The organism is Yoonia sp. BS5-3 (assembly GCF_038069655.2).
GTDB classification, from domain to species: Bacteria; Pseudomonadota; Alphaproteobacteria; order Rhodobacterales; family Rhodobacteraceae; genus Yoonia; species Yoonia phaeophyticola.
In genome coordinates this window covers 851,189-875,575 of the sequence record NZ_CP150951.2, presented here as the reverse complement: position 1 = coordinate 875,575, position 24,387 = coordinate 851,189, and the positions used below count along the sequence as shown (strand labels likewise).

At 54.6% G+C, this 24,387-nt stretch carries 21 protein-coding genes, 1 tRNA gene and 1 pseudogene; 7 read left to right on the top strand and 16 right to left on the bottom strand.

What is annotated here, in order from left to right:
* Nucleotides 1-27 precede the first annotated feature (27 nt).
* Nucleotides 28-1,362, bottom strand: coding sequence for an NAD(P)/FAD-dependent oxidoreductase (locus AABB29_RS04495; RefSeq protein ID WP_341368085.1), 1,335 nt, complete (start codon nt 1,360-1,362; stop codon nt 28-30).
* On the opposite strand from AABB29_RS04495, the gene AABB29_RS04490 reads away from it, so the two are divergent.
* Nucleotides 1,312-1,857, top strand: coding sequence for a hypothetical protein (locus AABB29_RS04490; protein WP_341368086.1), 546 nt, complete (start codon nt 1,312-1,314; stop codon nt 1,855-1,857). The genes AABB29_RS04495 and AABB29_RS04490 overlap by 51 nt on opposite strands.
* A gap of 1 nt (nt 1,858) precedes the next feature.
* Here AABB29_RS04490 and glnT read toward each other — a convergent pair whose 3' ends face one another.
* Genes glnT through AABB29_RS04470 form a run of 4 tightly spaced genes read right to left on the bottom strand, consistent with a single transcriptional unit; the run spans nt 1,859 to nt 6,195 of the window.
* Nucleotides 1,859-3,184, bottom strand: coding sequence for a type III glutamate--ammonia ligase (gene glnT, locus AABB29_RS04485; RefSeq protein ID WP_341368087.1), 1,326 nt, complete (start codon nt 3,182-3,184; stop codon nt 1,859-1,861).
* Nucleotides 3,185-3,237: 53 nt separating this feature from the next.
* Nucleotides 3,238-4,581, bottom strand: coding sequence for an FMN-binding glutamate synthase family protein (locus tag AABB29_RS04480; protein ID WP_341368088.1), 1,344 nt, complete (start codon nt 4,579-4,581; stop codon nt 3,238-3,240).
* A 9-nt stretch (nt 4,582-4,590) separates the two neighbouring features.
* Complete coding sequence (locus AABB29_RS04475; RefSeq protein ID WP_341368089.1) at nt 4,591-5,268, bottom strand: GXGXG domain-containing protein; 678 nt, start codon at nt 5,266-5,268, stop codon at nt 4,591-4,593.
* A complete protein-coding gene (locus AABB29_RS04470; RefSeq protein WP_341368090.1) occupies nt 5,269-6,195 on the bottom strand; it encodes a glutamine amidotransferase family protein in 927 nt (308 codons plus the stop codon).
* 209 nt (nt 6,196-6,404) lie between these two features.
* Here AABB29_RS04470 and AABB29_RS04465 point away from each other — a divergent pair, with 209 nt between their 5' ends.
* The 6 genes from AABB29_RS04465 to AABB29_RS04440 all read left to right on the top strand — a co-directional run bounded on the left by AABB29_RS04465 (nt 6,405) and on the right by AABB29_RS04440 (nt 11,930).
* Nucleotides 6,405-7,790 (top strand): ammonium transporter, encoded by a 1,386-nt coding sequence (locus AABB29_RS04465; protein WP_341368091.1) that lies wholly within the window; start codon nt 6,405-6,407, stop codon nt 7,788-7,790.
* A 27-nt stretch (nt 7,791-7,817) separates the two neighbouring features.
* Nucleotides 7,818-7,988, top strand: a complete 171-nt coding sequence (locus AABB29_RS04460; protein WP_341368092.1) for a hypothetical protein — start codon at nt 7,818-7,820, stop codon at nt 7,986-7,988.
* 140 nt (nt 7,989-8,128) lie between these two features.
* Nucleotides 8,129-9,277, top strand: a complete 1,149-nt coding sequence (locus tag AABB29_RS04455) for an aminomethyltransferase family protein (RefSeq protein WP_341368093.1) — start codon at nt 8,129-8,131, stop codon at nt 9,275-9,277.
* Nucleotides 9,278-9,289: 12 nt separating this feature from the next.
* Nucleotides 9,290-9,886: a dimethylamine monooxygenase subunit DmmA family protein gene (locus AABB29_RS04450; RefSeq protein WP_341368094.1), complete on the top strand. Its 597-nt coding sequence runs from the start codon at nt 9,290-9,292 to the stop codon at nt 9,884-9,886.
* On the top strand, nt 9,883-10,866 hold the full coding sequence (locus AABB29_RS04445; RefSeq protein ID WP_341368095.1) for a PDR/VanB family oxidoreductase: 984 nt from the start codon (nt 9,883-9,885) through the stop codon (nt 10,864-10,866). Before AABB29_RS04450 ends, AABB29_RS04445 begins: the two co-directional genes overlap by 4 nt.
* Nucleotides 10,863-11,930 carry a DUF3445 domain-containing protein gene (locus AABB29_RS04440; protein WP_341368096.1) on the top strand — a complete coding sequence of 356 codons (1,068 nt, stop codon included), beginning with the start codon at nt 10,863-10,865 and terminating at the stop codon, nt 11,928-11,930. Before AABB29_RS04445 ends, AABB29_RS04440 begins: the two co-directional genes overlap by 4 nt.
* Before the next feature lie 3 nt (nt 11,931-11,933).
* Here AABB29_RS04440 and AABB29_RS04435 read toward each other — a convergent pair whose 3' ends face one another.
* The 11 genes and pseudogenes from AABB29_RS04435 to AABB29_RS04385 form a co-directional block, all read right to left on the bottom strand.
* The gene (locus AABB29_RS04435; RefSeq protein ID WP_341369003.1) at nt 11,934-12,563 is read right to left on the bottom strand and encodes an XRE family transcriptional regulator; all 630 of its coding nucleotides are present in this window, start codon (nt 12,561-12,563) and stop codon (nt 11,934-11,936) included.
* Nucleotides 12,564-12,695: 132 nt separating this feature from the next.
* On the bottom strand, nt 12,696-13,250 hold the full coding sequence (locus AABB29_RS04430) for a sarcosine oxidase subunit gamma (RefSeq protein ID WP_373636794.1): 555 nt from the start codon (nt 13,248-13,250) through the stop codon (nt 12,696-12,698).
* A pseudogene (locus AABB29_RS04425) lies at nt 13,243-16,175 on the bottom strand (sarcosine oxidase subunit alpha family protein). The gene AABB29_RS04430 and the pseudogene AABB29_RS04425 overlap by 8 nt, the downstream one beginning before the upstream one ends.
* Nucleotides 16,172-16,459 (bottom strand): sarcosine oxidase subunit delta, encoded by a 288-nt coding sequence (locus tag AABB29_RS04420; RefSeq protein WP_341368097.1) that lies wholly within the window; start codon nt 16,457-16,459, stop codon nt 16,172-16,174. The pseudogene AABB29_RS04425 and the gene AABB29_RS04420 overlap by 4 nt, the downstream one beginning before the upstream one ends.
* Nucleotides 16,459-17,709 carry a sarcosine oxidase subunit beta family protein gene (locus AABB29_RS04415; RefSeq protein ID WP_341368098.1) on the bottom strand — a complete coding sequence of 417 codons (1,251 nt, stop codon included), beginning with the start codon at nt 17,707-17,709 and terminating at the stop codon, nt 16,459-16,461. The genes AABB29_RS04420 and AABB29_RS04415 overlap by 1 nt, the downstream gene beginning before the upstream one ends.
* A 273-nt stretch (nt 17,710-17,982) precedes the next feature.
* Nucleotides 17,983-18,057: transfer RNA gene (locus AABB29_RS04410), tRNA-Gln, on the bottom strand.
* A gap of 63 nt (nt 18,058-18,120) precedes the next feature.
* Complete coding sequence (locus AABB29_RS04405) at nt 18,121-19,404, bottom strand: mechanosensitive ion channel domain-containing protein (protein WP_341368099.1); 1,284 nt, start codon at nt 19,402-19,404, stop codon at nt 18,121-18,123.
* A gap of 69 nt (nt 19,405-19,473) precedes the next feature.
* A complete protein-coding gene (gene kdsA / locus AABB29_RS04400; RefSeq protein WP_341368100.1) occupies nt 19,474-20,307 on the bottom strand; it encodes a 3-deoxy-8-phosphooctulonate synthase in 834 nt (277 codons plus the stop codon).
* Nucleotides 20,307-21,836, bottom strand: a complete 1,530-nt coding sequence (locus AABB29_RS04395; protein ID WP_341368101.1) for a capsule biosynthesis protein — start codon at nt 21,834-21,836, stop codon at nt 20,307-20,309. The genes kdsA and AABB29_RS04395 overlap by 1 nt, the downstream gene beginning before the upstream one ends.
* Nucleotides 21,814-22,473 carry an ATP-binding cassette domain-containing protein gene (locus AABB29_RS04390; protein ID WP_341368102.1) on the bottom strand — a complete coding sequence of 220 codons (660 nt, stop codon included), beginning with the start codon at nt 22,471-22,473 and terminating at the stop codon, nt 21,814-21,816. Before AABB29_RS04390 ends, AABB29_RS04395 begins: the two co-directional genes overlap by 23 nt.
* A gap of 136 nt (nt 22,474-22,609) precedes the next feature.
* Entirely contained in the window at nt 22,610-23,893 is a 1,284-nt protein-coding gene (locus AABB29_RS04385; RefSeq protein ID WP_341368103.1) for a Na+/H+ antiporter NhaA, read from the bottom strand.
* Nucleotides 23,894-24,387: the final 494 nt, after the last annotated feature.

Sequence of the window (24,387 nt, the reverse complement as noted above, 5' to 3'; positions counted from 1 at the left end):
GCGGTTGTCACGCAGGTTTTGGGTTCGTCAGTTTTGCAAGTAGACCTCTAGGCTATCATCCAGCGCGTCCTTCCATGGGGTATGGTGTTTGGGTGCCGTGGTGCCGGTGATGACAGATTTATAGCCATTGTCGCGGAAGGTCATGATGCCCTTCTTTTTGTGACCTTTCCATTCCTTAAAGGCTTGGCACGCGCCTTCAACGTCAAAGGAGGGGTAATCGGTTTCGTCGATCAGTTCCTTCACGTAGTCCCCCTGATACCAGATCGCGTCATAATCGTCCTCACCGGCATCTTCGCGCGCGACGCGGTCTTCCACATCGGCCTTCATCGCTGCGGCGTCGGGAAGGGCAATGCGGCCCATAATCACATCGCGCACATACCATGCCTGCGCATCGAACATATTGAACGTGAACCATTGGTCCTGCATCCCGATATAGAACAGAGCAGGTTCATGAACATAGGCGACACCCTTATAGAGGTCTGCTGCCGCCAGACGGTTGGCCGTTTTGAGGCGCAGGTCATCGGGCAGGAAGGGGAAATGATGTTTGTAGCCTGTGCACAAGATCACAGCATCAACGTCTTTGGACGTTCCATCTTTGAAATAGGCCGTGTTGCCGTCCACATGGGTCAACAACGGAACCTCGGCCCAATTGTCAGGCCAGTCATAGCCCATGGCTGCGGTGCGGTGGCTTACGGTGATCGACTGGGCACCATATTTCCAACACTGCGATCCGATGTCTTCGGCCGAATAGGATGTACCGACGATCAGGATATCCTTATCCTTGAATTCCATGGCATCGCGGAAATCATGGGCATGAAGAACCCGCCCTTTGAAGGATTCAAAGCCATCAAAGTGCGGCACATTTGGTGTGCTAAAGTGACCGGTACACACAATCACATGGTCGAATTCTTCGGTATAGGTGTTGTCTTCGGGCAAGTTGCAGACGGTGACCAGAAACTTGTCGCCATCCTTCTTGACCCAACGCACGGCGGTTTCAAACCTGATCCAATCCCGCACGCCAGCCTTTTCAACCCGACCCTGAATATAGTCGAATAATACGGCTCGCGGCGGATAAGATGCGATCTGTTTGCCAAAGTGTTCTTCAAATGAATAGTCCGCGAATTCCAAACCTTCTTTCGGGCCATTGGACCAAAGGTAGCGATACATGGATCCATGCACCGGCTCTCCATATTGATCCAAACCTGTGCGCCATGTGTAATTCCAAAGACCGCCCCAATCAGATTGTTTTTCAAAGCAGACGATTTCGGGAATTTCTTCGCCCTTGGCCTGAGCAGATTGAAAAGCGCGCAGTTGGGCAAGCCCGGATGGGCCTGCACCAAGAATAGCAATGCGTTTGGGCATCTGAGAATCCTTTATCCGTTTGCTAAATACCAACGCGATCATCACTTTAAGTCAATATTTATTCTTGCAGGTGAACAAAAGTTAAGCATTTTTGCAAGCGAATTCGCTAAGCAAAGGAAAGAGGATGAAAAACCAACGTGGAGCTATTGGTCGGTCGCCGCGATGGGGCTGCTGTGGAGCGTCATGGGGTGCCTCAACTTCAAGGATGACTGTGTCGCGCAAATGCCGCAAAGCTATCACAACCTGATTGCACAACGTCCTTTCTGGGCCACTGCGGCCTTTGCCTTTGCTGTATTTGGGGGTGCAGTGGGGTGCATTCTTCTGTTGCTGCGCCGCGCAGTTGCTCGGGCTTTCGTTGGTGAGGTCAATCGCGACGTTTGGCTAAATGGCCTTCGTTTTGGGCGTAGCCAAATCCGATCACGCAATGATTGGCCTCTCGATAAAAAAAGGGCCGCGAAGGGGAAAGCGGCCCAGAGTTGGTTAAGGATTGGGTAATTTAGATGTCCAACGTGTTTTGTTTTTCCCATGCGCTGAAGTGACCGACGAAACTGTTCCATTCTTCCATCTTCATCTTGATGAAGGATGCGGAAAATTCGTCACCCATGGCGGTCTTCAGATCTTTGTCTTTGTCAAAGGCGCGCAAGGCATCGAGCATGTTCAGCGGCAGCTTTGGGGCACCGCGCACTTTGTGGCCTTCGGCGTACATATCGATGTCATGGCGTTTGCCCGGATCAGCCTGACTTTGGATGCCCGATAGGCCTGCGGCGATAATCACGGCCTGCAACAAATAAGGGTTCACCGCGCCATCGGGCAGGCGCAATTCGAACCGCCCGGGTCCGGGTACACGCACCATATGTGTGCGATTGTTGCCCGTCCATGTCACCGTATTTGGGGCCCAAGTCGCGCCGGACGTTGTGCGCGGTGCGTTGATCCGCTTGTAGCTGTTGATTGTCGGGTTGGTGATCGCGGGCAGTGCGCTGGCGTGTTTCATAATGCCGCCAAGGAAATTACTCCCTTTTTCAGACAGGCCAAGTTCTGCGGTTTGGCTGCTGTCGTTTGGCGCCATCGCGAAGATATTTTCGTTGCCGTCAAGATTCCAAACCGAGATATGGGCGTGACAACCGTTGCCTGTCAGACCTTCCACAGGTTTGGGCATAAACGTGGCCCGATAGCCATGTTTCTCGGCGACCGTCTTGACCATGAACTTGAAGAAACTGTGTTTGTCGGCTGTCGCAAGTGCGTCGTCGAAATCCCAGTTCATTTCCCACTGACCGTTGGCGTCTTCATGGTCGTTTTGGTAGGGGTTCCACCCAAGTTCCAACATGTGATCACTGATTTCTTGGATCACATCGAGGCGGCGCATGAAGGCTTGCTGATCATAACATGGCTTGGCCGCAGTATCGAAGGGGTCGCTGATTTCTTCCCCATCTGGGGTCAGCAAAAAGAATTCTGCCTCAATTCCTGTCTTGACGCGCATGCTTTCTTTAGCGGCCTCATCTATCAGTTTGCGCAAGACGTTGCGCGGGGCCTGGGCGACCGGTTCGCCTTCCATAACGCAATTGGCTGGAACCCAAGCAATTTCGCGGTTCCATGGCAGGATGATCGCGGCCTCTGGGTCGGGCACCGCCAGCATGTCTGGATGCGCCGGTGTCAGGTCCAACCATGTGGCAAAGCCAGCAAAGCCAGCGCCGTCTTCTTGCATTTCCGCGATGGCCCGCGCGGGAACCAATTTGGCACGTTGCCCGCCGAACAAATCGGTGAAGCTGATCATGAAATATTTGACGTCGTTATCGGCCGCGAATTTGGCGAGATCTGTGGTCATTGGAAGGTTCCCTGTTTTGGGTCAAAGGGGTGGGGCGTGCGCCCGTGCGTTGATCAATAAGAAGTGCCCGGCTTGCCAGGGTACCAATCGGTACCCGCGAGCGGTATTTTTGCCATTGCGGCAGCTTCTAGCGTCAACGCGCAAAGGTCTTCGGGCTCAAGGTTATGAAGGTGGCTTTTCCCGCAGGCTCGCGCGATGGTCTGCGCCTCCAACGTCATAACCCGCAGGTAGTTATTCAAGCGCCGGCCACCCTCAATGGGATCGAACCGTTTCATCAATTCGGGGTCCTGGGTGGTGATACCGGCAGGGTCTTTGCCCTCGTGCCAATCATCATAGGCACCGGCAGTGGTGCCGAGCGCGTTATAGTCGGCTTCCCATTTCGGGTCATTGTCACCCAGCGCGATAAGCGCTGCGGTGCCAATAGCAACAGCATCCGCCCCCATGGCCATCGCCTTGGCGACATCGGCTCCTGTTCGGATGCCGCCCGATACAACAAGCTGGACCTCACGATGAAGGCCAAGGTCTTGCAGGGCGCGAACGGCTTCGCGAATACACGCCAAAATCGGCTGGCCAACGTTTTCGATAAAAACGTCTTGTGTCGCCGCTGTTCCGCCTTGCATGCCGTCAAGAACAACGACATCTGCCCCCGCCTTCACGGCAAGCGTGGTGTCAAAGTAGGGCCGCGCACCGCCGACCTTGATATAAATTGGCACTTTCCAACCCGTGATTTCCCGCAATTCGAGTATCTTGATCTCAAGATCATCAGGGCCGGTCCAGTCAGGGTGACGACAAGCTGACCGTTGGTCGATACCTTTTGGAAGATTGCGCATTTCAGCGACACGGTCGCTTATCTTTTGACCCAGCAACATACCGCCGCCGCCTGGCTTCGCACCTTGGCCGACAACAATTTCGATGGCATCCGCACGGCGCAAATCATCGGGGTTCATGCCATAACGCGATGGCAGGTACTGATAGACCAGCTTGTTGGAGTGTCCGCGTTCTTCGTTGGTCATACCGCCATCGCCTGTTGTGGTCGATGTCCCGGCAAGCGTGGCACCACGACCGAGAGCTTCTTTAGCCCCGCCAGAAAGCGCGCCGAAAGACATACCCGCAATTGTAATCGGGATATCCAATTCGATAGGGTTCTTTGCAAACCGCGTGCCCAAGGTCACCGAAGTTCCGCATTTTTCGCGGTATCCTTCCAAAGGATAACGTGAAATCGACGCACCTAAGAAAAGTAAGTCATCAAAATGCGGAAGTTTGCGTTTCGCACCGCCGCCTCGGATATCATAGATACCGGTCGCAGCGGCACGGCGAATTTCGGCATTTACAGGGTTTGAAAATGTTGCGGATTGAATTGGTGCCGTGCGAGGCGCGCCGTTGGTAGTGTCGGTCATGGCTGATCCTCAGTAGGCGTTGTCAATTTTGAAGGTGTAGAGCTGGCGCGCTGATCCGTAGCGTTTGAACTCTTCGGGTTCGGCGTCTGCATCTGCCTGTTCCAGTAGGTCAGCAAGGATCGCGAGGTGTTCAGGACGCATCTCTTTTTCGATGCAATCCGCCCCAAGCGATTTGACAGACCCGCGCACGAACAGACGTGCCTCGTAAAGACTATCGCCTAAGGCTTCGCCTGCATCGCCGCAGACAACCAGATTTCCCGATTGCGCCATGAATGCGGACATGTGGCCAATGTTGCCATGGACGACGATATCAATGCCCTTCATCGAAATCCCGCATCGTGACGACGCATTACCTTTGATCACCAGAAGGCCACCATGACCGGTCGCCCCAGCGTATTGGCTCGCGTCCCCTTCAATGACGACCTTTCCGCTCATCATATTCTCTGCAACGCCCGGACCGGCGGACCCCTTGATGTTGATCGTTGCCTGCTTATTCATGCCCGCGCAGTAATACCCCGTGGACCCTTTGACAGTGACCTCAATTGGGGCATCGATGCCACAGGCGATGGCATGGGCTCCTTTGGGGTTCACAATTTCCCATGCAGTTTGATTGGTCGTCTCAGCCTGAGAATGGAGGGTTGCATTCATCTCGCGCAGCTCGATTGCAGCCAAATCTAGTGTTTGCATTCAGGCAGCTTTCTCTTGCGTGGGCTGATGGGAATGGCTCCAGAAATAAACCGTGGCGGGTTCAGGCTCCCAAACGCGGGCAGTTTCGATGCCAGGCAAATCGACCAGGGCGCGATATTCTGAACCAAAGGCGACATATTGGTCTGTCTCGGCCATCACCGCAGGTTTACATGCAATAGGATCACGCACGACGCCAAAACCATCCTTGGTACCAACAACGAAAGTGAAGAAACCATCAAGGTCATCGAGGCTGCTTTGAAGCGCTTCGCCCAGGGTCGCACCGTTGTTCATTTTCCACGTCAGGTAGGCTGCGCCGACCTCGGTATCGTTGTCGGTCTCAATATGGATCCCTTGACGGCGCAGTTTGCGGCGCAGGCTGGCATGATTGGACAAAGACCCGTTGTGAACAAGGCATTGATCATCGCCCGTATTGAACGGATGGGCACCCATGGTTGTGACGGCTGATTCTGTCGCCATACGCGTGTGACCTATCCCATGACTTCCCACCATCTGCTCAATCTCAAAGCGGGCTGCTACATCTTTGGGCAATCCAACCTCCTTGTAGATTTCCAGTGTGTCGCCCCGGCTCATCATGCGCAGCGCAGGATTCACAGCTGTAATCGCCTTAGGTGCGTTCTGAAGCTTGTCTTCCGGCATAGAAACGATCGCGTGCGTATCAGTAATCTTTACGGAAACAGGCGCGTCTAGCGCGGTGCTCAAAGCTAATTCGAAACCTTCGAAATCCGTTTCTGGTTCATCAGATTGAACAACAATTTTAGACTTACCATCTGAATTATTTGCATAAATTGCGATACCCGCACTGTCTGGTCCGCGATCCGTCATCGTCACAAGCATTTTCGTGAGCATCGCACCAAGTTGCGGCTCAAGCGCTTTGTCCTTCAGAAACAACCCAACAATTCCACACATTTAGATATCCTCAATAATTGGTCTGCACACCGCAGGTTGATCGAATCTGACGCTAACACCCCGTTTCAGGCTGATCAACTACTGGGAAACAAATTTTCACATCAGGCAAAAAGTTCTAGCCAGAACTCATCCTCCATGGTTCATTTTTGGGAGCGGCCCAGATTCGAAGGGGCCGACAAAGAGCAACATTCACCAGCTGGGGAAAAACCGTGGAAGAACAACTTGCAGAATTAGCAGCGCAGGTCGCCGCAATAGAAACGAAAGGTAATCTGACGAACACCATGTTCGCGGAGCTTTACTATTACTTAACCATCCCACTCATGATCATCATTCACGCGGGCTTTTTGGCCTATGAGATGGGTGCATCACGCGCCAAGAATGCGTTGTCGTCCGGTGTGAAAAACATCCTCGCCTTCGCATTTGTGATTCCGGCGTTCTACTTCTTTGGGTGGTGGGTCTATTGGGGTTTCCCAACAGGTCTTACATTCTCTGAGGGGCCAAACGGGATTTCGGGTGCCGCATATGCTAACGCCATCGCATGGGGTTGGGGTGAAAGCGCAGCCTACATGGGGCCAAACACTGAAGATCAGATCGACGGCGTGTTCTGGGGTGCGTTTGCACTCTTTGCCGCCACGACGGCCTCTATCATGTCTGGTGCTGTGATTGAGCGCATCCAGACAGTGGGCTTTGTCATTTGTGCCATCGTACTGGGGGGCTTTAGCTGGACGGTTGCGGCCGCTTGGGCTTGGCATGCTGATGGTTGGTTGGTTCAGCAGTGGGGTGTTCACGACTTTGGTGCCGCCGGACTGGTGCACGCTGTCGCTGCCTTCTTTGCTTTGGGTGTTCTTATCAACCTTGGTCCGCGGATCGGGAAATTCAACGAAGACGGCACCGCCAATGACCTGCCAGGTCACAACATGCCACTGACTGCCACAGGCCTGATGATCATCATCGTCGGTTTCTGGGGCTTTTTGATGGGCTGCGTTGTCGTTGGCGGTGAAGCATGGTCATGGGGCGGTAACTACTCCACGATCTATGGCACACCAACAAATCTTGGCGCATTGGCGTTCAACGTTCTGATGGCGATTGGTGGCGGTATCATCGGCGCATGGGTTGCAACGAAAGACCCATTCTGGATGATGTCTGGCGCCTTGGCTGGGATCATTTCCGTTGCATCAGGCGTAGATTTGTACTGGCCGGGTCTGACGTTCATCATCGCAGTTGGTGCTGGGCTTCTTCTGAAACCTGCGGCTGGGGTTCTCGAGAAATTCGGGATCGATGATGCTGTTGGTGCCGTCACCGTTCACGGTACAATCGGCATCTACGGCATGTTGATCCTTGGTGTGACAGCAGCTGGCTACCCAGCACTCGGTGGTGCGGATGCACCAACAATTAGCCTTGTTGGTCAGTTCGTGGGCTGTGTTGTCTTCATCGCTCTGGGCCTTGGGACGGGTTATCTCACATCCTTCATTCTGAAGATGTTTGACATGCTGCGTGTTCCAGAAGCCGCAGAGCTCGCAGGTTTGGACACGGTTAAAGTGCCGGCTCAGGCCTATCCAGAGGGCACACCTGTGTCTGCCCCTGCTGCAACCTAAACCAGAAGATCAACAAGGAGAAAACCAATGGGATTTCCATTTGAAAACGCGACTTGGGACGGCGTGTCTGGCCCCATCTTCATGGGCTACGGAACCGCGCTGCCGGGTCTGTTCACCGTCTTATCGATCGTGATTTGCATTGTCGCTCTGGCGGTTGGGCAAAAGGCAGAAGCAGCGAAATACGCGAAGTATAAGTAAGAAGACGCTGAAAAATGAAGCATTGGGGCCTGCTATGCAGGCCCTTTTGCCTGTAAGGAAACTATTTTGACTGACAGTCTTGATTTCAAGCGCCGCCTGAGTCTCAATCTGGTCAAACAAATACCGACAAAGGACACGAAATGGCTATTCTTTGGAGAACGTCCGCGCTCGCACACCGCCACGCAGAAATCGGTGGCGAATTGGAAGACTGGAATGGCATGGGAACCGCTTGGTTCTATGATCATACGCCAGAACGCGCGAAAGCCGATTATGAGGCAATCCGCACCAAGGCGGGCCTTATGGATGTGTCTGGGCTTAAGAAAGTACATGTGGTCGGGGCTGATGCGGCCTATGTGATTGACCGCGTCACCACGCGCAACGTTGAAAAAATCGCACCGGGTCGGTCGACCTATGCGTCCATTCTCAACAGTGAAGGCAAGTTCATTGACGATTGCATCATCTACCACATCGCCGTGAATTCCTGGCTTGTCGTACATGGCACCGGCACAGGTATGGAACAACTGGCCGCAGCGGCGGCAGGTAAGAACTGCGAAATTTTGTTCGACGATGATTTGCATGATATGTCGCTGCAAGGTCCGGTCGCCGTTGATCTGCTCGCACAAGAAATTCCAAGCATCCGTGATCTGGCCTATTTTGGCATTGTCCAAACCCGTCTCTATGGCCGCGACGTTATGATTTCGCGAACAGGTTATACCGGTGAACGCGGGTACGAAATTTTCTGCCGCGCAAAAGACGCCGTGCATCTTTGGGACTCCATTCTGGAGGCTGGCAAAGACATGGGCGTGCGCCCTGTGCAGTTTAGCACGCTCGATATGTTGCGCATCGAAAGCTATCTGTTGTTCTACCCGGGCGATAACTCGGAAACCTTCCCCTTTGACGATGAACCCTGCGGTGACACGCTTTGGGAACTGGGCCTCGATTTCACCGTATCGCCGGGCAAAGAGGGCTTCGTTGGGGCTGAAAACCACTATGCTGCAAAGGGCAAAGAGCGGTTCAAGATCTACGGCGTGAAGCTGACCGACAGCATGGACCAGATGGAAATGCACGCGCGCGTTCTGCGCGATGGCGAAGATATCGGCGTCGTCACTTATGGTCTGTCCTCCGAACTTAATGGCTATTCCGTTGCGATCGCGCGGATTGCGCCAGATGCCGCTGTTCCAGGAACGCCCTTGGTGGTGAAACAGCCGGACGGAACCGAACTTCCTGCGACGGCTGAGGAAATGCCGTTCTACGACAAAGATAAATCGATCCGGACGGCGAAGGGCTAAGTAGGGGGCGGTATGTCTAAATTTGATTTTCCACCCAGCATCCAAAGCCGCCCTGTTTGGGGAACTCTCGAACCGCGCACGGGGCCTGCGCATCTTTTCATCGCGGATGCGCAGGGGGCAGAGGCGATCATCGACGTCGCAACGCCGGATCTGATGGTCAAAGCGCATATCATTTTCATCAGCCGCGGGACGGACTACGCCGAAAAATTACAGGCCCTCTCCCCAGCCCAATTTTACGAAGGACCGAGTTATGATGCCGCGCTTTTGCGCATCAAGCGGGTACTGAGCGACGCGAAGATGGGCCTGCAGCTTTATCTGTCAGGTACCGAAAGCCTGATGGGGCAGGCCTTGAACGAGGCCATTCAGGCGGGAGTGCCGTTTGGATCTATTCAGACGGAACATCGGGGGTCCACGGCACGGCGGATGCAATGTGTCCATTGCAAAGGCTTCACTGAAGATGTGGAAACCGATCCATTCGTCTGTAGCCATTGCGGGTTGAACCTTTTTGTGCGGGATCATTATTCCCGCCGCTTGGCCGCGTATCAGGCCGTCTGCGTGGATGCCGAAGATCCCGGAAATGTACCGGAGAGCAAGGGGATTTACGAATGAGCGCACCCCAAAAGGCAAAGGCTGGAGCAGAAGAAATTTCCGTAATCGTCAGCGCGATTGTACCTGTCACCGAACAGGTCTGCCGCTTTGAATTCACTCGACCAGATGGGGCTGACTTCCCGCCGTTTTCTGGCGGCGCGCACACGGTTGTTACGATGAAAGACGCGGATCGGACGCGGTTGAACCCGTATTCGCTAATGTCTGATCCGGCCGATCTGTCGACCTATGCCATTTCCGTGCGGAGGGAAGACAACGGGCGCGGTGGGTCGGTGTTTATGCACACCCAGGTGGCAGAGGGTGATGCCATGACGATCACCTATCCGGTGAACCTGTTCAGCCTCGATCTGCGCGCCAAGAAACACCTCTTCTTTGCCGGTGGTATCGGCATAACACCGTTTTTGGCGATGATCGGCCAGTTAGAGCAGTCAAACGGAAACTGGGAGCTGCACTACAGTGTCCGGTCAAAGGCGCTGGGGTCTTATGTCGATATGCTAACGGCGAAGTACCCGAACAAAGTGCACATTTATTATGATGAAAAAAAGCAAGCGATCCCGCTGGCTGCTTTGTTGGATGGGCAACCGCTTGGGACCCACGCCTATGTTTGCGGGCCATCTGGCATGATCGGCTGGGTGCATGATACGGCCGCTGGCATGGGCTGGCCTGATGCGCATGTCCATTCCGAAGAATTCACGGCGCCCGCGCCCGGTGCTCCGTTCGAGGTTCACCTGTGCAAGTCTGACAAAACCATCACGGTGGGCGAACACGAAAGCCTGCTGGAAGCCATCGAGCGGGTGGGGGTCAAGGCGCCTTTCATGTGCCGTGGTGGGTCCTGCGGTCAGTGCGAAACCGCTGTCGTCTCGGCCACAGGTGAATTCGTTCATCGTGATCATTGGCTCGATGAAGCTGACCAATCGAGCGGGCAGAAAATTATGCCCTGTGTGAGCCGTTTCATCGGCTCAAATCTGGAGCTTGACCTATGACACTGCAATTCAACGATGAAACCTTCCGCGACGATTATTCGTTCTACAATTCTGAATGGGCGATCAAACGGTTTCCGTTCCCCTTCCATGAAGACAGCTACATGTACTCCGTGAACATGGAACAACATCGCGGCGGGCCGGAGGGGTCAGTCTATGAAAAACGCTTTGATGTGGACGAACATTACGTGTCTGAAATGCGCGACCGTGCCAAGGTGCTGGATGATGACCCCCTACGCTGCCAGTCGCTGCCTCATATGACCTTGGCAGGCTGGGACCTGCTGGAATTGATCATGGTCAGCAAATCTGAAGACTATCCTGATCTGTTTGAACTGCACCGAAATGGTGACACATGGCGTTGGGTGAACAAACCCCTCGGCATTGATGACACCTTCACTTTTCTGGACGAAACGACGCTGCCCTATGGTCCAATGGAATACATCACGCGCCAAAGCCAGGGTGATTTTGCGGTCTTAGATCAACGCGAAAACAACCTGTGGATGGATGCCGGTATGATCACAACGCAGGCGGATTGGTCGCTTGATTTTGACATCGGCATGAATTTCTTCGAATGGCACGCGCCGGTTCCAATGGCCCATGAGATGGGGATTTTCAAACGCGCGCTCAAGTTCCTGCTCAACATACAACAAGGCGCACCTGCGCGGCGGCTCAACTGGACCATGACAGTCAACCCGCTTTTGGATACCTCACCCGAAAACTACCACAAATGGGGCATTCAAAAAACGACCCTGACGCCCGAAAACATTGGGGCCAAACAGCACCTGCGCGTGGAGCTACAGACCTTCTATCGTTTGCCACGTTCCAACGGTCTGGCGTTTCCGATCAGATGCTACCTGTGCAGCTTTCAAGACTTGATGACGATGCCGAAATGGGGCCGCCGTCTGCACCGCGTGATCCGCGATCTGCCGGACGAACTGGCCACTTATAAGGGGTTTATCGACAATCGTCCGATGATGTTGGACTATCTGTCGAAATTCGATGACGGGCTCCCAACAAGCCCTGGAATCTTCCCAGAGCCGGAGACCGAGCCTCCGTTCGTGCCCTGATCCTCAGGTGCTTTGTGGGTAGCTGATGATAGACAGAAAACGCGCGGGAAGCTTGACCAGCACTTTCGGCCCGTGCGGCGCATCCGCGTCAAAAAACAGCGTATCGCCAGGCTTCAGCGGATAAACCGTATCGCCGTGGAGATAGTCTATCTCGCCTTCAAGCATGTAAATTGTTTCAATTCCGCCGTGTTGAAAGGCCGGGAAAACGTCGGATTTTTCTGAGAGAGTGATCATATACGGCTCCACGATCACCCCGCTTGTGTTTGATCCAATGTGACCCAAAAGGTTGTACTGGTGGTTCGCCCGTGTCCCTTCGCGTTCAAGTTCAACGCCTTCACCGGCCTTCGTGTGCACGGCGGTGCGGACTTCTTCAAAACCGCGAAAGAATGAGGTGATCGGCACAGACAGCGCGTTTGCCAGTGTCTGAAGCGTTGTCAAAGACGGAGAAGTGTTACCATTTTCGATTTTCGACAGCATGCCGATCGACAGACCTGTTGTTTCGGACAAATCGGCGACGGTGATATTCTGCTTGCGTCGCTGAGCACGTACAACGCGGCCAATCGCGACTTCTAGGACTTTTTCGCGAACCTCACTGGCGCGGTGGGGGTCTTGGGACAGTGGGATCTTGGCCATAGCGTTGATATTCACTCTTTATGCATCTTTTGGGTTCTAGTCGTCTCAAATGGACGGTCAAGTCCCAGAGGTCCCGTGGATGGAGTAGGGCGAGTACAACAAGCCCCGATATGGCAGGTCAAGGATTGCACGTTATGCCACTGAAGTCGCAGCTGTGATCAGTGCATCATATAACGATCCGGCGGATGAACGCGGCCCGATAACCCGAATATGATAGGAGGCTTGGTGTTTGATAACAAAGCAGCTGTGTTTATGGACCATCGTGCGTTGAACGTCCCCTGCGACCATCTTGCGAATAGGGATATTGCACAGGATTTCGCACATATCGGGCATGTGTTTACCAACCACATCAATAACGACCCACCCCCCCGATTGTTCGGTAATAGATGCCGCTGCGCCAAACTTTGATTTTAGCCGATCAGAGAGGTCTTCATGTGTGTCCATCGGGGCACCCATCATCCATTGGTCAGCCCCTATCCAAAACCCGACCTCTGAATTATGAAAAGCCGCTTTGCTGATGTCTGGAACTTGCCCCAGCATGGATTTGAGGATTTTGGCGCAGGTCTGCGCCGTACCGTTTCGCGCCGCAACAGAGGCCAGCGCGACATTTGTGTTTTCTGTAATCTTCACGGTGCCGATGGTTTGAGGAGCAACCCCCAATGCAGGTGTTGGTGTCAGATCATGCACGAAGCCGCTCCCCTTCGGGATCAATGAAATGGGGGCTGCAAACTTCGACCGCGACGTCGACACCGGTCAAGGGGCTGACAAGGCGCATTGTATCCCCGATCCGATTGTTGCCGTCTTTCAGAAAGGCCAGCGCGATATAATGGCCCAGGTTCGGTGAATAGCACGCCGATGTGACATATCCCTGATCGTGTGCCGCATTCACTGGACCGTCGGAGTTCATCAGATGCGCACCAGCGGGCACAAGGTCCTGAGGATCAAGAGGTTTCAGCCCGACCGCGCGCAGATCATCTGACGTGTTCAAGCCGTTGCGCCGTGACAGCACCGCACCAATACTGTCTTTCTTGGTGCTCACCATCCGACCCATCCCAAGATTGGCCGCCGTGGTGGTCCCGTTTAACTCGTTCCCGGCGGCATGCCCCTTTTCGATGCGCATCACACCAAGCGCCTCGGTACCATATGGGGTGATGCCGAATGCTTCACCCACTGACATGATCCGCCGTATCAGCGCGTCGCCATAAGCTGTGGGAACGGCAATCTCGAAGGCCAGTTCACCACTAAACGAAATGCGAAACAGGCGCGCGCGCAAGCCCCCGCAGACAGTGATGTTGGCACAGGCCATAAACGGAAATGTATCGTTGGATATGTCCTGATCTACGATCTTTTCCAACACCCGCCGGGCGTTAGGGCCAGCCACCGCATATTGCGCCCAGCTTTCGGTGGTTGAGATCAGTTGAATATCCAAATCAGGGGCCAAACACTGGCGGACAAATTCCATATGCCGATACACAGATGTCGCATTGGCCGTGGTGGTCGTGACGACAAAATGGTCCTCGGCCAATCGGGCCGCTGTCCCGTCGTCCATGGCGATCCCGTCCTCGCGCAACATCAGCCCATAGCGGGTCTTGCCAACGGGAAGTTTTGCGAAACCATTGCAGTAGATCAAATTCAGGAACGTCGCAGCATCCCCGCCTTGGACATCGATTTTGCCAAGTGTCGTCACATCACAGACCCCAACGGACCCACGTGTTGCAAGCACCTCTCGGTCCACGCTTTCACGCCATGTCGTCTCGCCTGGTCTTGGAAACCACTGAGCGCGCATCCAATTGCCAACTTCCACAAAGACTGCGCCTTGCTCTTTGGCCCACGCATGGGACGGCGTCAGGCGTTTGGGGTGGAACTCTTGCCCCCGATGGCGTCCGCCAAACGCGCCGATTGCAACGGGTGTGTAGGGGGGCGGAACATGGTCGTTCCGACCTGCGGGATGTCTTTCCCCGTAAGCTCCGCCATGATCGCCAGACCGCCAATATTTGACGTCTTTCCTTGGTCCGTCGCCATGCCCAGGGTGGTGTAGCGTTTCAAATGCTCGACCGATTTGAACCCTTCCTGATGGCTCAATTTGACGTCCTTCACCGTCACATCGTTTTGCTGGTCCAGCCAAGCACGGCTGGCCCCTTGAACGTACCAGAAGGGCGTGATGTTGATCGCTGCATCTTCTGCGACCGGCATCTTGGAAAGCCGCCTCCCAAGACCCAATGCAAGGCGCGCGGCCTTTGCACCGCCCGCTAGGGCCGCAGCTGTCGAAAAATCTCCTCCAGCCGCACCCGCAACATGCATGCCCGTTGGCACAGTATCCGGCACAAAGGCCGCAAGCGCATTATCCCAAACAGGGCGCCCCCGCTGATGGCAGGTCATATGGACATTGGGGTTCCAGCCGCCGGAAACGCCCAAGGCACCGCATTCAATCGTGCGCTCCGTGCCGTCTGCAAGCCGAACATTTACGAAGGTCAGCCCAAGTCGCCCCATCGTGTCGATCACCTGCGCACCCGCCAAAACTTCGTACGCCATTGATCGGGGCGCATCCGTGCGCGGATCAATCACAATGACCTTGACGCCCTTGGCATGCAGGTCCGCTGCGCTGCGATGACCGTCATCATTGTTTGTGAAAATCGCCGTGCGTCTATCCACGGCAACGCCGAACCGATTGGCATAGCTACGCAGGGCGCTTGCCGTCATAATGCCGGGCCGGTCGTTGTTGTTAAATGCAATCGGTCGTTCAATGGCACCCGCCGCCAGCACTGTTTTCTGAGTGTAGATACGCCATAGAATCTGGCGCGGCTTGCCGACCTCCGGCGTGCTGATATGGTCGCTGACCCGTTCGACGGCACCATATATCCCATGATCAAATGCGCCGATCACAGTGGTGCGCGCCATCACGCGCACATTGGGCATATTGGCCAACTCTGCGACCGTGGCCGCCGCCCAATCTGCGCCAGACATGTCGTCAATCTCATAGGTCTCGCTATTCAGACGCCCCCCCATGCGGAAATCTTCATCCGCAAGGATCACATCTGCACCACTGCGCGCCGCGACCAATGCTGCCATAAGACCAGACGGCCCGGCACCGATGACAAGAAGATCGCAGTGCAGGAATCCTTTGTCATAGACGTCGGGGTCGTCTTCCAATGATAGCGCCCCAAGGCCCGCCGCACGGCGAATGATCGGCTCATAGAGCTTTTCCCAAAACGCAGCGGGCCACATGAATGTCTTGTAGTAAAATCCGGCGGTCAGAAAGTTTGAAAGCCAGTCGTTCACCGCCAGCAGATCGAAAGACAGGGATCCCAACTTGTTTTGGCTCGTGGCGGTCAGCCCCTCGAATAGTTCCGCGGTTGTGGCGCGAGTGTTGGGTTCTTTGCGCGCGCCGCTACGCAGGTGCACCAAAGCGTTTGGCTCTTCTGAGCCAGACGTCAAAGGGCCGCGGGGGCGGTGGTATTTGAAACTGCGCCCCATCAACCTCACACCATTCGCCAATAAGGCAGAGGCAAGCGTATCACCGGCATGTCCTCGATAGGACCGTCCGTCAAAGGTGAATTGGACGTCGGTATTGCGGTCTATTTGGCCGCCGTCGATCCGGTTCTTCTGGCTCATGTCGACCGCCCTTTTTCCCGGGCCACATCCGCAGCAAGTTCTACCTTGGCAATTTCATGGGTCATCGTGTTGCGCGTTACAACCAGCCAGGACCTATCGCCTGCTTCGTGGAACCACAATTCACGGTGCCAACCGGCAGGATTGTCACGCAGGTACGCATAGTCATAGAATGCGGTGGCAGCATCTTCAGCGTCAGGAGAAGGGCGTTCGATCAATCGTGCGTCCCCCAAATAGGTAAATTCAGCGCTGTCACGGGGCCCAAGCAAGGGGTGATCAATCATCATCAGTGTAAATTAGGCTGATTGCCCATCCCTTTTTCATCAATCATCCGGCCCTGTTCGAACCGGTCAAATCGATAGGCGGTTGCCGTTTCATGGGGCCTGTCCGTGGCGAGCAGATGCGCAAAGGCAAAACCACTCGCCGGCGTTGCCTTAAAGCCGCCGTAACACCACCCCCCGTTAAAATAGAGCCCGTCAATGTGGGTCTTGTCGATGATCGGAGATCCGTCCATCGACATATCCATGATGCCGCCCCACATACGCAAAAGCCGCGCCCGCCCGAGCATCGGGAAAATTGCCATTGCACCTTCGCAGACGTCTTCGACCACAGGCAAATTACCCCTTTGGGCGTAGGAATTGTAGCCGTCAATGTCGCCGCCAAAGACCAATCCCCCCTTGTCGGACTGGCTGCAATAAAAATGCCCAGCCCCGAAGGTGATCACCCCAGGCAGAACCGGCTTTAAGCCTTCCGACACGAAGGCCTGCAGAACATGGCTCTCGATTGGCAGGCGCATGTTGGCAAGGCGCATCAGGCGGCTGGAATTGCCCGCAACCGCACAGCCAACCTTGCCCGCGCCGATGAACCCACGGGTCGTTTCAACACCTGTGCAAACGCCATTCGCAATGCGAAATCCGGTAACCTCACAATTCTGAATAATGTCGACGCCGCGACTGTCCGCGCTACGGGCATAGCCCCAGGCGACGGCATCATGGCGTACGGTTCCGCCTCGATGCTGCGCCAGCCCGCCCTTAATTGGAAAGCGTGCATCTTGCGTATTCAGAAAGGGGTAACGTTTCTTGATGTCTTGGGTGCTCAGCATATCGGCATCTGCACCGTTCAAGATCATCGCATTGCCGCGACGAATAAAGGCATCCCGTTGATTGTCCGAATGGATCAGGTTCAATATACCCCGCTGGCTGACCATCGCGTTGTAGTTGAGATCTTGTTCCAAACCTTCCCACAATTTGAGAGACATCTCATAGAATGGCTCATTGCCATCCAACAGATAATTGGACCTGATGATTGTGGTGTTACGGCCAACGTTGCCGCCGCCAATCCAACCTTTTTCGATCACCGCGACCCGAGCCTGTCCAAATTCTTTGGCGAGGTAGTGCGCTGTCGCAAGTCCGTGCCCGCCGCCACCAACTATTACAAGATCATAGTAATCTGCCGGTTCAGGATCCCTCCACGCTGGGCGCCAGCCTTTGTGGCCGGTCACCGCTTCCCGTATGACCTTCAGTCCAGAATACCGCATTAATGGTCCATTCAATATCGATACTGCAGACAACGGGCACTCAACAAATCTTCGCCAAACGAATCCCCACTGACTTTCCTAAAATGAAACAGATATTCATGATAAGGCAACATCAAAAACAAGCCGCCTGTCCGTTGTCACATAAAATGGGACATCAGATCGGCTTGAACATTTGAGGCTCTGGCTCGTTTGTGTGATTGATTACCCGCCAAAAGTTACAAGTCTCGCCGGACAAGTTGCGATTCACGCCGGACGGCACAAAAGAGGAAATACTGGCTGGGATGGTAGGATTCGAACCTACGGTACACTGTACCAAAAACAGTTGCCTTACCACTTGGCTACATCCCAGCAGCGAGGCGCTGAATACTGCGAAGGGGCCAGTGTTTCAAGCCCTGATTACAAAGAAATCGCTCATTCCTTCAGGCCGTCTTCGCGTAACAGGTCTTCGGTCATATCCATATCGCGTTCGGCAGAGACAATCCGCTCAAGCGACGCGTCCTCACTTGCATCAACTGCATCAACTTTCGTGCTTTCTACAGGGTCAGGCCGGACGATATCACGGGTAAGCAGGATGGATTGTGTGGCATCTGGAATACTGACTCCTGCGCCTTGGATGGCCAGTTTGACCTGACGCAGCGCCTCGCCTTTTGCCCGGACCGGAGAGGTTTCATTCTGGTCGATCCAACCGGTGACGACGAGCTCAACACCAGCTGCATGAAGGTTTTCGATCCATGTTTGTGCTGCTGGTTCTGTCAAAATAAAGGGCAAGGCTTGAACGGTGTTTTCGACAAGGTTCCGTGTTGCCTGCAAATCCGCGTCACGGTCTATGACGATGCTGAATTTGAAACGCCGCTCGACGTTTTGGCTATAGTTGATGATGCGGCTTTTGAAGACGGTCGCGTTGGGGATGCGGATATGGTTTCCATCAAAAGACAACAGAATCGTAGCTCGGCTGGTTAGACGGATCACCTTGCCTTGGTCTCCGTTGATTTCCACTGTGTCATTGGGGCGAAAGGGTTGGCGAAATGACAGCATGACCGATGCGATGAAATTCTCAACTGTGTCCCGGACAGCGAACCCCAATGCCAGGCCGATAATCCCCGCCGCGCCTAGGATCGTGCCAAGCAAAGCGGTCGCGTTCAGAATGTCCAAGGCGATGACAATGCCAAAGATTACGAAGGCGATGCGCACCAACTGTCTGTAGATTTCGGCGATGAACTGATTGGGCGCCAACCGTTCCCATGGCCTGCGCATCCGCGCAATCGCGAAGCCAATAAAGACGATCACTGCAAAGACGGTTGCGGCGATCAAGGCCAACGGCAGAAAAAGAATGAATTGATCGAAGCGCGCGCGGAAGCGGTCAAGCGCCGGGTCCAGCCGTTCCGCAAGGTCGGTTGTTTCGCTCACCTGGTTGCGTACGGCAACCACCCCTTCGATTCGTGCGGCGAGGGCATCAAGCGCGAGAGCGTCTGTGGTCGAAGTGGTGGTGCCGCGCAACGTGACGACACCTTCGTTTACCATGACGGTCACATCGCCGTAGCCGCCCAGCGCGGCTAAGATGTCCCGCATACGGATCGCAATTGCGGCATCTTGTGCGGTGGAGTTTTCGGTAGCGATGGTCCCGGTTGCCTCTTGCGCCATCGCGGGGGCAGAAAAGGCGAGGATAAGCGACAACAGGAAGACAAAGCAGCGCATGAAATAGGACCTAAACAAGCAGTTTTGCCGATCCTAGGGCGATGTCTGCGTTAGGAAAACCCCCGAATGTCAGACCCGCAATGGATCGGCTTTGGCCAATGCATCAAAGCCCATCAGGCTTTTGACAAGGGCGTCCATTTGATCGAGCGGGATCATATTTGGTCCGTCTGATGGTGCGGTATCAGGCGCCTCATGTGTTTCGATAAACACTGCAGCAATGCCAAGAGAGACCGCAGCACGGGCCATCACCGGTGCAAATTCCCGTTGTCCGCCGGATGATCCGCCCTGTCCGCCTGGCTGCTGTACTGAATGGGTTGCATCCATCACGACCGGATAGCCTGTTTTCGCCATAGTCGGCAAAGATCGCATATCGGCAACTAGCGTATTATATCCAAAAGAGGCGCCGCGTTCTGTCAGAAGAATGCGCTTATTTCCGGTGCTTTCGATCTTTGCAACGACATTGGGCATGTCCCACGGGGCGAGGAACTGGCCCTTTTTGATGTTGATGACAGCCCCCGTTTCGCCAGCGGCCAGAAGCAGATCGGTTTGGCGGCATAGGAATGCCGGGATTTGCATGACGTCACAGATTTCGGCCACGGTTTTGCATTGTTCGGGCGCATGCACATCTGTCAGTACCGGGCATCCGATACTGTCTTTGATCCCCTGCATGACTTTTAGGCCCTCATCCATCCCCAGGCCGCGCTTGCCGCCGATCGAGGTGCGATTGGCCTTGTCGTAGCTGCCTTTGAATATGAATTGCGCGCCATGGGTCGCACAAATCTCAGCCATCCGGCCCGCGATCATTTGGGCGTGATCCATGCTTTCCAGCTGGCAAGGCCCGGCAATCAACAAAAGCGGGTTGTCATTGCTGACGCGCAGGGCGCCGATATCGATTTCATGCATTAAGAGCTTACCTGTTCGCGTAGGATGGAGGCGGTCAAAGAGATCATCAGATATATTCCCGAAAATATAAGAAAGGATAAAAGCGTATTCTCAAAGGCCCGTGGATAGGTCGCCTCATCGGGGGCGATCGGCCGGACGCTTTGGGACAGGTAGCGCACCTGCCGGTTCGCTTCGATCCGTGCTGTTTCCATCTGGGTCAGCGCCTGCTGAACCATGATGGTCTGGAAGTTATAGTTTTCTTCGGCCATGCGTAGCTCTGTGTTGCGGGCCGCAAGCGAAAGCTGCCCGTCTTCGACACCAATCATTTCCTGCCGCAGCTGATCAATCTGTGTGTCGATAATCGCGATTTGATCGCGCAACGACTGTACCTGTACTTCACTGGGCACTTCGGCGTTCAGGCGGGCGCGTAAAATCCCCTCAAGCCGGTCACGGTCGGCCTGCAAAGTGCTGATGCGGCTAAGCTGCGCGGATGTCTCGCGCACTGGGTCAATTTGCTCGGTCTCTTGCTGGATCGCCAACCAGGTCGCCAAGGCCTCTTCACGGCGGCGTTGGGCGTCTTCGTAACTTGCCAAGGCACCGCGCATCTGGTCGGTTCGCAGACGGCTGGTCAATTGATCAACCTGCTCTTCGGCGTAACCGATAAGAGCTTGTGAAAAATCATAGCTTTTGTCCGCATCGACGGCGATCACCTCCATCCGAATGATGCCTTCGCTAGGGTCATAGCTGATCCGGACATGATCGGTATAAAGATCGAATGCGTCCTCATTTGTTGCCCCTTCAGGAAGGCGCTGGACCGCGTCGATGTTCGGGTCGCTGAAATGCGCCTTGAACCCGTGATCCGCATCCAGGCGCAACATCGCCTCGCGCGAGGCCAGGTAAGACTGCACGGCGATACTGTCTTGCTGGGTCGCTATCGATGTGCCCTGAAACAAGGTGCTGAGCCCGCCGGCTTGCGCGCCTTGGGATTGGGCCTGTTGGATCACGATTTCGGATTTGGTGGCATACATTGGGGTCGCCATCGTGTAGAAATACCAGCCCATCAGGAATGTTGGCAAAAACACAAAGATCGAAAGGCGCGTGAACAAAAGCGCTAGTTTACGGCGGCGGCGCTGCGCGATTTCGCGTTGAATGCGCCGAATTTCGGAAACATGCGTGCCAGGTTTGCGCGGCTGGCCAACAGGCGCCAGCACCTTGGCCGCATCATCCGTGGTTTCTGGCAATTGGACGCGGGCAGTTGGCTTTACTTCGCCCGGTTTGACCAGTTCCAGCACGGAGTTGCGTTGAAACGGGTCGATCCCCGCCTCGCGCAGTTTGAGAACGGCATCAAAATCAGACGAAACCTCAAGCCCGTTTTTCTGGGCGACGCGGCGGGCCATGCGCAATTGGCGGCCTGTCAGCCCCTCTTTGCTGATCGCCTCGAGCATTTCAGGACGTGACGGCGACTTGGGCGCACTTTCCGAGACCTGTGGCGTCTCGCTCGCATTTCCGCGTCTGATGCGGAACTTTTTAACCCTGGGTTTCGTAGTCATAGAGCTGCTTCGCTTCTTCCAAGGTGTCAAACATATGCAATTGTCCATTGCGCAATACGGCCGCTGAGCGGGCAAATCGTTCCAGCGTGGCGGCCTGATGCGATACGATGATCACGGTGGTCCTTTCCAGGCGATCACGCAATATTTCCCCCGCTTTGCGGTTGAATTCAACATCCGTCGCGCCAGGCATGCCTTCGTCGATCAGGTAGATATCAAAATCAAGCGCAAGCAGCAGCGCAAAGGAAAACCGCTGCCGCATCCCGCTGGAATAGGTGCCCACGGGCATTTCGAAATATTCTTCGATGTCGCATAGCCAACGGCAGAATGCCTCAACATAGTCGGGGTCCAAACCATACAGACGGGCGATATAACGGCTGTTTTCGACCGCACTTAGCTTGGCAATCACGCCGCCCATAAAGCCTAAGGGAAAGGATATTTTGCTTTTACGCGTGATCGTACCTTCGTCAGGCTTTTCAAGTCCGGCCATCATGTTGATCAACGTGGTCTTGCCGGTGCCATTTGGGGCGAGAATGCCCAGCGAATTTCCAATCTCCACGCGAAAAGAAACGCGATCAAGGATCACCTTGCGCTGCGTGCCGGTCCAAAACGATTTGCTGACTTCCGCGAATTCCAGCATCTGACCTGTTCTTACCTCGCACCCACTTCACCGCGCTTATGGCAGGTAATGGTTAATACCCTACCATAAATAGCTGTTTATAGGCCAATACCGAAAAAATACGGCATGATTATAGCGTGATTTGCCCTGCAGCAGGTCAGTTATGCTGCTTTTGGACCCGGGTCAGCTTGCCTGCGACAATTGACAAGACAGCGGCGAAGAAGCTTAGGAGAGCACCCATTTTCGCGGCATCCTGTACGCCGATTTCGCCTAACATTGTATTGGCATCGAAGGCGACGGCGGCGATGAACAGCGATACGGTAAAGCCAATCGCAGCAACGCAGCCGATAACGAACAGGTCGATCACGCGCATACCTGCTGGCAACCCGAGCCCTAGCGGTTTGGCCGCAAACCATCCAAACAGTAAGACACCGAAAGGCTTCCCGATAATCAGACCGGCCAGGACCAACCATGTTGGCGAACCGATGGACGAAAACTCAACGCCGGCATTCAGAAGGCCGAAAAAGAAAAGAATGACTTCAACAAAGTGCTTTAGCTTGTGTTCGATATGGTTCAGCAGATCCGTGAGATATTGTTCGGCTTCTGCAAAGATACCAAACGCGCGGTCCGCATGTGGGATCGTTGGCACAATCGGCAAAAGACCCAGTGCGGGGTGAATGCCCGCCTCTTGGAAACCAAACCAGCTGAGGCAACCGGCGATCAGATAGGGCCAGAAAGACAGCTTCTGGCGCACCCATGTGGACTTTGGACGGTCCTGATTGCCGCGGTCAAGCTGGCGGGGGAGCCTATTGAACAGGTAAAATACGGCGATGGCCGCACCGACCGACAAAAGCAGCCATTGCGGTTGCAATTCGCCAGAAGGGTAGAAAATGGCAAGGATGATCAAACCTGCAGCGTCATCTGCGATGGCCAGCAGCAGCAAAAAACGCACAGCCGGATGACCGGCGCCAAAAACCAGACGTCCAACCAGATAGCTGAATGCGATATCCGTGGCCGTTGGGATCGCCCAGCCATTGGCCACCGCGTCATAGGTGTCAGAGCCAAGGAAATACGCAATCCCTAAGTAGACCGAAATTGGGCCGATCATACCGCCCAGCGTGGCCACAAGCGGTGTCGCCGCTTTTTTCCCGCGTAGTGAGCCATTTTTCAGAATGACGGCTTCCCAGACCTCTTTGGCGGCAATCGCAAAAAAGAAGGCCATCAGCACGTCATTAACCAGATAATGCAGCGTCAGGCTGCGATATTCCACCTGACCATTCGCATCATAATGAGCATGCCCCACAATAGAATGGTGAAAGATCTCAAACTCGACGAAGTGATGGTAGCTTGTGGCGTCAATATTGGCCCAAATCAGGGCGATCAGAGCACCAAGAATCAACAAAATTGAATAGTTGGTGACGAAGTTCCAGACGCGATACATGCGATTCCCCAATTGTGTGCGGCACTCACTAAAGAAAATTCTGCGGTGCGGCAAGCTGTCACGCTTTTCCAACCATAGCGCCGGGTCCTGATGGGAATAAAAAGGGCGAGGCTAACCGTCGCTATTCGATTTGGTTCGTGCCTGGGGGAAACTGCCAAATATAGGTTTCTTCGGGTCGGGTCCGCCGAGCCCAGTTGGCCAACAAGTCCTTTTCAACCCGGCGCGCCTGCATCCGTGCAGCGATCTTTGCGGGATCCCAGTTGCAGGTTAGCCGGCCCATGCGGTCCTGCAGAACGTCGGCGCAAGCTGGGTCATCGGCCCGATTGATGCGTTCGTTGGGATCGGCGCGAAGGTTAAACAAAAGTGGCGGTTCATCATCATAGAGACATAATTTCCGAGATGTATCCCCTTGACGCAAGTTTACTGAAGGTAGCTTTATATTAGATTGTTTGTTTTACCCTATAATAATCAATACATTGGGGTTCGCTATCCAA

Coding starts and splice junctions, on each gene's coding strand:
- AABB29_RS04495 (WP_341368085.1), bottom strand. CDS start 1,362: ATGCCCAAACGCATTGCTATTCTTGGTGCAGGCCCATCCGGGCTTGCC.
- glnT (WP_341368087.1), bottom strand. CDS start 3,184: ATGACCACAGATCTCGCCAAATTCGCGGCCGATAACGACGTCAAATAT.
- AABB29_RS04480 (WP_341368088.1), bottom strand. CDS start 4,581: ATGACCGACACTACCAACGGCGCGCCTCGCACGGCACCAATTCAATCC.
- AABB29_RS04475 (WP_341368089.1), bottom strand. CDS start 5,268: ATGCAAACACTAGATTTGGCTGCAATCGAGCTGCGCGAGATGAATGCA.
- AABB29_RS04470 (WP_341368090.1), bottom strand. CDS start 6,195: ATGTGTGGAATTGTTGGGTTGTTTCTGAAGGACAAAGCGCTTGAGCCG.
- AABB29_RS04460 (WP_341368092.1), top strand. CDS start 7,818: ATGGGATTTCCATTTGAAAACGCGACTTGGGACGGCGTGTCTGGCCCC.
- AABB29_RS04455 (WP_341368093.1), top strand. CDS start 8,129: ATGGCTATTCTTTGGAGAACGTCCGCGCTCGCACACCGCCACGCAGAA.
- AABB29_RS04450 (WP_341368094.1), top strand. CDS start 9,290: ATGTCTAAATTTGATTTTCCACCCAGCATCCAAAGCCGCCCTGTTTGG.
- AABB29_RS04445 (WP_341368095.1), top strand. CDS start 9,883: ATGAGCGCACCCCAAAAGGCAAAGGCTGGAGCAGAAGAAATTTCCGTA.
- AABB29_RS04440 (WP_341368096.1), top strand. CDS start 10,863: ATGACACTGCAATTCAACGATGAAACCTTCCGCGACGATTATTCGTTC.
- AABB29_RS04435 (WP_341369003.1), bottom strand. CDS start 12,563: ATGGCCAAGATCCCACTGTCCCAAGACCCCCACCGCGCCAGTGAGGTT.
- AABB29_RS04420 (WP_341368097.1), bottom strand. CDS start 16,459: ATGATGATTGATCACCCCTTGCTTGGGCCCCGTGACAGCGCTGAATTT.
- AABB29_RS04415 (WP_341368098.1), bottom strand. CDS start 17,709: ATGCGGTATTCTGGACTGAAGGTCATACGGGAAGCGGTGACCGGCCAC.
- AABB29_RS04405 (WP_341368099.1), bottom strand. CDS start 19,404: ATGCGCTGCTTTGTCTTCCTGTTGTCGCTTATCCTCGCCTTTTCTGCC.
- kdsA (WP_341368100.1), bottom strand. CDS start 20,307: ATGCATGAAATCGATATCGGCGCCCTGCGCGTCAGCAATGACAACCCG.
- AABB29_RS04395 (WP_341368101.1), bottom strand. CDS start 21,836: ATGACTACGAAACCCAGGGTTAAAAAGTTCCGCATCAGACGCGGAAAT.
- AABB29_RS04390 (WP_341368102.1), bottom strand. CDS start 22,473: ATGCTGGAATTCGCGGAAGTCAGCAAATCGTTTTGGACCGGCACGCAG.
- AABB29_RS04385 (WP_341368103.1), bottom strand. CDS start 23,893: ATGTATCGCGTCTGGAACTTCGTCACCAACTATTCAATTTTGTTGATT.